Here is a 7,606-nt window from a genome sequence, read left to right as displayed (position 1 = left end):
GGTGGCGACGGCGCCCCGGACGCTGTCGGTTCCGCGGGACCGGTCGCGTCCGCCGCTGCCGCCGTCCGGGGTGCCTCGGGTGTCTCCCCGGGGCTCGTGGGGAGCGCCGGGGTTGTCGTCACCGTCATCTCCGGCGCCTGCGGGGCCGCCGGGTGGGGCGAGGCTCCGCCGTTGTGCGGGGCTTCCGATTCGGGGCTCATCACCGTTCCCGGCTCGGTCGGTTGGGTCTGCCGGGGCGGGTCCCCGGCCTCGTCCGGTGGCGTCGGGGTCGTGGACGCCGTCCCGGAACGGTCGGCCCCGTGCCCTTCCGTGCCGTTCGGGCCGTGACCGTCCGGGGTGCTGCCGTTCGGGGTGCTGCCGTTCGGGGATCCGCCGCCGTTCGGTCCGTCGACGTCGCCGCCACCGCCGGCCAGGATCTCCGTCGGGATCAGCGCGGTCGCCCTGGTGCCGCCGTAGCGCGAGGAGTCGAACGTCACCAGCACGCCGAGCCGCGAGGCGAGCCGGGCCACCACGAACAGGCCCAGGCTGGAGTCGGCCCGCAGCGCCATCGCGTCGAACTCCGGTGGCTCGCTCATCATCCGGTTGGCCCACTCGCGGACGTCGTCCTTCATGCCGAGGCCACGGTCGGAGACGTCGACGACCACGCCGCGGGCCACCACGGTGCTGGTGATCTGCACCGGCGACCCGGGCGGGGAGAACGAGGTGGCGTTGTCGGCGAGCTCGGCGACCAGGTGGATGGAGTCCGCCACGGCCGACCCGATGATCGAGACGTCCGGGACGTCGTCCACCTCGATCCGGGAGAAGTCCTCGGTCTCCGAGACCGCGGCCCGCAGCACGTCGACCAGCGCGACCGGTTTGCGCCACCGGCGGCCGGGGTGTTTGCCGCCGAGGATGATGAGGTTCTCGGTGGTGCGCCGGGCGCGGGTGGCGAGGTTGTCCAGCTGGAACAGCCCGGTGAGCTGTTCGGAGTTCTCCTCGCGGCTCTCCATCCGGTCCAGGATCCGCAGCTGGCGGTGCACCAGGCCCTGGGTGCGGTGGGCGATGCCGAGGAAGACGTTGTTCACACCCGCGCGGGCCTTCGCCTCGCTGACGGTCGCGTTGACCGCGGTGCGCTGGGCGATGTTGAACGCCTCCGCCACCTGGCCGATCTCGTCGCGCCCGTGGTCCAGCTGCGGCATCTCGGCGTCCACGTCGACGTGTTCGCCGTTGCCGAGGCGCCGCACGATGGTCGGCAGACGGGTCTTGGCGAGTTCGAGCGCGTCGCCGCGCAGCCGTTCCAGCCGGGTCATCAGCGTGCGGTCCACCAGGGTCCGCGAGACCCGGACCGCGACGACGATCGAGGCGACGGCGGCGAGCAGCGCCGCCACACTGCCGAGGATGACGTTGCGCAGGTTCCCGTTGGCGTCGTCCAATGCCTGCGTCGACACGCTGTCCGCCTGCTGCACGGTGAGCGTGGCCAGCCGTTGGGAGACGTCCTCGGTGAGCTGACGCCACTCGTTCGCACCGATACGGGCCCCGCCGGAGAACTCGATCGGGCCGGGTCCCTGGCCGATCAGCGCGTTCTCCGCGTCGTGCAGCCGTTGCCACGAGGACGCGGACGTCAGACCGTTGTAGGTCTCCGCCGCCGCTCCCCGCAGGTACGGCGCCTGTTCCTCCAGGCCGGACCGGTAGGAGCCGACCAGCTGGGAGAAGCGCAGGTGCCCGGACTCGCCGAACGCACCGCGGGCCAGGGCACCGGAGGCCAGGGAGGCGGCACGCGACATCTTGTCGGACACCCGGAACACGTCGGTGGCGCCGAGCGCGCCCTGGGTGGCGGTCACGTCCGGCACGACACGGGCCTGGGCGTCGAACAGGTCCGCGGCGGTGTCGGTGACCTCGTTGTAGAAGGTGTCGACCTCCTCCGCCGAGATCGTCCTGAGGTGGACCTCCGCGCGGACCCGGGGCAGCTCGTCGAGACCGGCCTCCAGCCTGCTCATCCGGGCCCCGATCTCGTCCGGGACGACGTCCCGCACCGAGTCCATCGCCTCGCGGAGTTCGCCCAGCGTCGTGTCGATCTCCCGTTGCCGCTGCTGGAGCTCGTTCAGCTCGGCCTCGGGCTCGGCCAGGTACACCAGACTCAGCCTGCGCTCCTCGTGGACCGCGCTCAGCGTGGTGATGGCGGGGATCGAGACCTGCTGCACACTGGAGGCGACCGTCCGGACGTAGATGGCGTCGGCCACGAAGTAGACCGACACCACCGTCCACATCACCAGGAGCGCGACACTGGGGACCAGGACCGTCCCGGTCAGGCGCTTCCGGATCGACTTCTGCCGACCGTCGCTGGGGTTGTCCTCTTTGCTCACTGTGCTCCACGAAGCGCTGACGAACCGGTGCCGGGGGTCGCGCGGACGGGTGAGATCGCGGCCGACAGTCACCGATCACGTGCCGGATGTGTTCCTACCAGACGTTGATCATGGCCCATCCGGGACGCGCACGGTCAGCCACCCCTGACCGTGCGTCGTGACCTCGTGTTTTCCCGTGGTCGGCGACCGGTTCCGGTCCGGCCGCCGGGCGCGGCTCAGTCGTGCGGTACGAGCGGCTCCCGGGCGGCGGCGGGCAGCTCCGCGTCGTCGGCCACGGGCCACCGCAGCGGGTCCGGCCCGAGCCGGTGCAGCGCGGCCACCTGTTGCGCGCACCAGGGGGAGACGGCATCCGGGTCGGCGAGCACCTCGTCCACGAACGCGGACCAGTCGACCCACTCGGTGCGGTCCACCTCCGCCGGATCGGGTCGCAGCGTGGGCCGGGTGTCCACCACCGCCCGGTAGACCGGACACACCTCGTTCTCCCGGACCCCGTTCGGCATCGTGGCCTCGTAGGCGAATTCGGGCAGCACCAGTTCGACCCGGTCGACCACGATCCCCAGCTCATCGGTCAGGCGTTGCTTCACGGCGTCCGCGGGATACTCGGCCGGCTTCGGATGCCCGCAGCACGAATTGGTCCGCACGCCCGGCCACGTCTTCTTCGACCGCGCCCGGTGGGTGACGAGGAAGGCGCCGTCGGTGTCGAAGAGGTAGCAGGAGAAGGCCAGGTGCAGCGGGGTGGAGGTGTGGTGCACCTCCGCCTTGGGCGCGAATCCCACGGGTTCGTGCCCCGTCCCGCAGAGCACCACGTATTCGACACCGGGCTCGAGCGTCGCCGTCATCGTCGTGACCACCCTTCACAGTCGGCGTCCGCGGACCGGACGCACGACTGTTGATCATGACGCGAACACCTCGGGTAATCAAGAGATCACCGAGATGGTCACGGTGTGATCGCCGCTTCAGCACTCGACGACGGTGACGGCGAGTCCACCGCGTGCGGTCTCAGCCGATCCACTGGACGACGAGGACGTGAACCTCCCGCTGATCCTCAAGGATCAGATACGTGATGGTGCCGTACCCCTGACCGAAGACGAGTTCACGTAAGGAACCCTCGGGCTTCTGCTCGTTGTACGGGCGACCGTTCCACGGCACCAGCTCCAACACGTGCACGGCGTCGTCGTAGGCTCTCAACGCCTCAGTGGGCAGCGCTGCGATAGCGGCGAAAGCCTCACTGTCGGTAACGACCGAGTACAACTACCGAGCAAGTCGCTGGTCGATCAGTGTCCGAACCTCGTCGCTCGGTACCGCATCCGGGTTGCGCCCGGTCCGTTCGATCTCAGCGACCTTGTCCAGCATCCGCCGGTGGGCCTCGGGGCCTTGACGCTGTGTCAGCGTGGCGATGCGGTGATAGCTGCGCAGCACATCCAACACCCTCGTGAGGTCGAGTGTCTCGGCAGCCTCGGCCATCGCCTTACGATACGACCGTTCGAACTCGGCGCGCTCCGCACCGACCAGCGCACCCCGAATCGCCGCCGGTGAGGTTTCCGGCGGCAGACTCGGCACCGGTGAGCTCTCGAAGGGGTCGCAGGCCGTCACACCCACACCATAACGGTCCCGTCTGCCGGACGCCTGCGGATCGGGCGTCGTGTCGATCCGGCAGGTCGCTCCCGCCGGATCCCGTTCGGCCCTGCCCCGGGCTTGCGATCCCGAACTCAGCACTCCACGACGTTGACGGCGAGTCCGCCGCGTGCGGTCTCCTTGTACTTGACCTTCATGTCCCGGCCGGTGTCCCGCATCGTCTTGATGGCCTTGTCCAGCGACACGTAGTGCGTGCCGTCCCGGCGCAGCGCCATCCGCGTGGCCGTGATGGCCTTGACCGCGGCGACCGCGTTGCGTTCGATACAGGGGATCTGCACGAGTCCGCCCACGGGGTCGCAGGTCAGGCCGAGGTTGTGTTCCATCGCGATCTCCGCGGCGTTCTCCACCTGGCGCGGGGTCCCGCCGAGCACCTCGGTCAGGCCCGCCGCGGCCATCGAGCACGCCGAGCCGACCTCGCCCTGGCAGCCGACCTCGGCGCCGGAGATCGAGGCGTTCTCCTTGAACAGCACCCCGATCGCCCCGGCGGTGAGCAGGAACCGGACGATCCCGTCGTCGTCGGCGCCCGGCACGAACCGGGTGTAGTAGTGCAGCACGGCGGGGATGATCCCGGCCGCCCCGTTGGTCGGGGCGGTGACCACCCGGCCGCCCGCGGCGTTCTCCTCGTTGACGGCGAGCGCGAACAGGGTCACCCACTCCATCGGGTCGTCCTTGTCGCCGAGGGACGCCAGCAGGTCCGGGGCCCGGCGGGCGACCTTGAGACCTCCGGGGAGTTCGCCGCCGTTGCGGCAGCCGTTGTCCACGCATTCCCGCATGACCTGCCAGATGTGCAGCAGTCTGCGGCGCACGGCGTCCTCGTCGTGCCAGGACAGTTCGTTGGCCAGCATGAGTCCGCTGATCGGCAGGCCGGTCTCGGCGGCGCGCTCCAGCAGCCCCGCCCCCGTGCTGAACGGGTGCGCGACGGGGGTGGTGTCCGCCGTGATCCGGGGCCCGGCCGTGCTGTCGCCGGATGCCGACCCGGCCGTGCTGTCGTCGGCCGCCGCACCGCCCGGGGTGTCGTCGTCGAGGACGAAACCGCCGCCCACGGAGTAGTACACCGCCGACAGCACCTCGGCGCCGGTGGCGTCGGTGGCGGTGAACCGCATGCCGTTCGGGTGCAGCGGCAGGGTTTTCCGCCGGTGCAGCACGACATCCCGGTCCACCGGGAACGGGATCCCGTGCGTGCCGTCCAGCCGGAGGTGGTGTGTCGTCCGGATCTCCTCGACGCGCGCGGCGACGGCCGCCGGGTCCACGGTCTCGGGGTCGTGGCCTTCGAGACCGAGCAGCACCGCCTTCGGACTGCCGTGGCCGTGCCCGGTGGCGCCCAGCGAGCCGAACAGTTCGGCCCGCACCCGTGCCACCTGCGCCAGCGCGTTCCGCCCGCGGAGTCGCGCGACGAAGGTGCCCGCGGCGCGCATCGGGCCGACGGTGTGGGAACTCGACGGCCCGATGCCCACCGACAGCAGGTCGAAGACGCTGATCGTCACGGTGCGTCCCCGTACTCGGCCGCCGCGTCGGTCAGCCAGTCCGCGAGGTAGCGCGCGAACGACGAGCGCACCAGCACCCGGAACACGGGGGTGTCGACGTCCCGGCACACGAGCACGACCTGGGCCCGGGCGAGCATGGTGGACACGCACCGGTCCCGGCCGAACGCCCGCGGGTGCAGGTCGATCGCGCAGCCCTTGGCCAGCAGGTCGCGGGTGTCCGGCCCGGAGATCTCCAGCACGGTGCGCTGTCCCGACACGTCGGTGACCGAACCGAACTCGTCGCCGATCGCCGTGCGCAGCGCCTCCTGGAGCCGCTCGGACTCGCCCTCGGGCGCGAGCACCAGCCACTCGTCCGGAGCGAGCCAGAGCACGGCCAGCTCGCCCGCGACCGCCACCTCGCCGGGTTGGTGCGGTGGCAGCACGCCCAGGGCCGTCCCGACGCGTTCCGCGGCGGGACTCTTCGGGTCGAGGCGGAGGTCGAGCTGGGTGCTGAAGCCGATCTCGCGCATCCGGACCCGGTCCGCCGCCGTCGCCGTGGCCAGCTGCGTGGCCCTCGCCGCCAACGGGCTCTCCGCGGTGCGCCGCGGTGCGCTGATGTCAACCGTCACGACGTGCTCCTTCCTTGTCGTAGAAGACCGGTTCGGTGACCGTCACCGCGGCGAGCCGGTCGCCGACGGGGCTGTAGACGGTCTCGCCGAGGCGCTCGCGCCCGCTCTTGACCAGCGCCAGCGCGAACCCGCGCCCGAGTGGGGCGCTGCGGTAGCTGGAGGTGACGTGCCCGAGCATCGGCACCGGGGGTTCGGGCAGTTCCGCGTCGGCCACCAGCTGTGCGCCCTCCGGCAGGACCAGGTCGGTGTCCACGGGCAGCAGCCCGACCAGCTGTTTGCGGTCGGTGCGGGCGGTGTCCGGGCGGGTGAACGAGCGTTTGCCGAGGAAGTCGTCCTTCTTCGTGGACACCGCCCAGCCCATGCCGAGGTCCTGCGGGGTGACCGTGCCGTCGGTGTCCTGCCCGACGATGGGGAAGCCCTTCTCCGCGCGCAGCACGTGCATGGTCTCGGTGCCGTAGGGCGTGATGTCCTCGGGCGCGCCCGCGTCGATCAGCGCCTCCCACACCGCACGCCCGTGCCACCACGGGACGTTGATCTCGAAGGCGAGTTCGCCGGAGAAGCTGATCCGGCACACCCGCGCCGCGCATCCCGCGACGGTCGCCGTGCGCCAGGCCATGAACGGGAAGCTCTCGGCGTCCAGCGCGACGTCGTCGGTCACCCGCGCCAGCACGTCCCGCGACTTCGGCCCGGCCAGCGCGATCGTGGCCCAGTGCTCGGTGACCGAGGTCAGGTGCACGCGCAGGTGCGTCCACTCGGTCTGCAGCCAGTCCTCCAGCCAGTCCAGCACCCCGGCGGCGTTGCCGGACGTGGTGGTGATCAGGTACCGCTGTTCGTCGGTGCACAGGACCGTGCCGTCGTCGAAGACCATGCCGTCGGCGGTGCACATCACCCCGTACCGGATGCGGCCGACCTTCAAGGTGCTCATCTTGTTCGTGTAGACGAGGTCGAGGAACTCCGCCGCGTCCGGACCCTGCACGTCGATCTTGCCCAGGGTGGAGACGTCCTGGATGCCCACGCCCGTCCGCACGGCGTGGCACTCCCGCAGCACGGCCGTCTCCATGTCCTCCCCGGCACGCGGGTAGTACCACGGGCGCTTCCACTGACCCACGTTCTCGAACGGCGCGCCCTGTGCGACGTGCCAGTCGTGGAGGGCGGTCACCCGGACCGGGTCGTAGAGCTCGCCGCGGTCCCGGCCGGCCAGCGCGGCGAAGGTCACCGGCGTGTACGGGGCGCGGAACGTGGTTGTGCCCACCTCGGCGATGTCCGCGCCGAGCAGGTCGGCGATGATCCCGGACGCGAGCAGGCCCGATGTCCGGCCCTGGTCGTGTGCGGTGCCGAGGGTGGTGTAGCGCTTGACGTGCTCCACCGAGTCCAGGCCCGCACCGACGGCCTTGCGGACGTCGGCGACGGTCGCGTCCCGGGCGAGGTCCACGAACTGGGTGGCGCCGCCGTCGTCCGGGGTGTGCGGCGGGAGCCACCGGACGCCGGTGGCCAGCATCGGTGCCCGCTCCACGGACGGGAGGCGGGCCGGCTCGGC

The 7,606-nt window shown here is 71.2% G+C and carries 7 protein-coding genes; all 7 read right to left on the bottom strand.

All coding sequences use genetic code 11. The annotated features are described in order from the left end of the window. A partial coding sequence (locus SACPADRAFT_RS27225) for a sensor histidine kinase (RefSeq protein WP_007025652.1) occupies positions 1–2,342 on the bottom strand: 2,342 nt, incomplete at its 3' end. Between the two features lie 215 nt (positions 2,343–2,557). Continuing rightward, positions 2,558–3,181: an isopentenyl-diphosphate Delta-isomerase gene (gene idi, locus SACPADRAFT_RS0211660; RefSeq protein ID WP_007025651.1), complete on the bottom strand. Its 624-nt coding sequence runs from the start codon at positions 3,179–3,181 to the stop codon at positions 2,558–2,560. A gap of 160 nt (positions 3,182–3,341) precedes the next feature. Further along, positions 3,342–3,530 (bottom strand): hypothetical protein, encoded by a 189-nt coding sequence (locus SACPADRAFT_RS0211655; RefSeq protein WP_233357164.1) that lies wholly within the window; start codon positions 3,528–3,530, stop codon positions 3,342–3,344. A gap of 63 nt (positions 3,531–3,593) precedes the next feature. Continuing rightward, positions 3,594–3,935, bottom strand: a complete 342-nt coding sequence (locus SACPADRAFT_RS0211650; protein WP_157577151.1) for a DUF6247 family protein — start codon at positions 3,933–3,935, stop codon at positions 3,594–3,596. Between the two features lie 116 nt (positions 3,936–4,051). Then, a complete protein-coding gene (locus SACPADRAFT_RS0211645) occupies positions 4,052–5,461 on the bottom strand; it encodes an L-serine ammonia-lyase (protein ID WP_007025648.1) in 1,410 nt (469 codons plus the stop codon). Further along, on the bottom strand, positions 5,458–6,069 hold the full coding sequence (locus SACPADRAFT_RS0211640) for a sarcosine oxidase subunit gamma (RefSeq protein WP_007025647.1): 612 nt from the start codon (positions 6,067–6,069) through the stop codon (positions 5,458–5,460). Before SACPADRAFT_RS0211640 ends, SACPADRAFT_RS0211645 begins: the two co-directional genes overlap by 4 nt. Further along, on the bottom strand, positions 6,059–7,606 hold a 1,548-nt coding region (locus SACPADRAFT_RS0211635), incomplete at its 5' end, for a glycine cleavage T C-terminal barrel domain-containing protein (protein WP_324604532.1). The genes SACPADRAFT_RS0211640 and SACPADRAFT_RS0211635, both read right to left, overlap by 11 nt.

The organism is Saccharomonospora iraqiensis subsp. paurometabolica YIM 90007 (assembly GCF_000231035.2).
In the GTDB taxonomy this organism is placed as follows: domain Bacteria; phylum Actinomycetota; class Actinomycetes; order Mycobacteriales; family Pseudonocardiaceae; genus Saccharomonospora; species Saccharomonospora paurometabolica.
The sequence above is the reverse complement of the archived record's forward strand: the minus strand, read 5'-3'. Positions and strand labels throughout refer to the sequence as shown.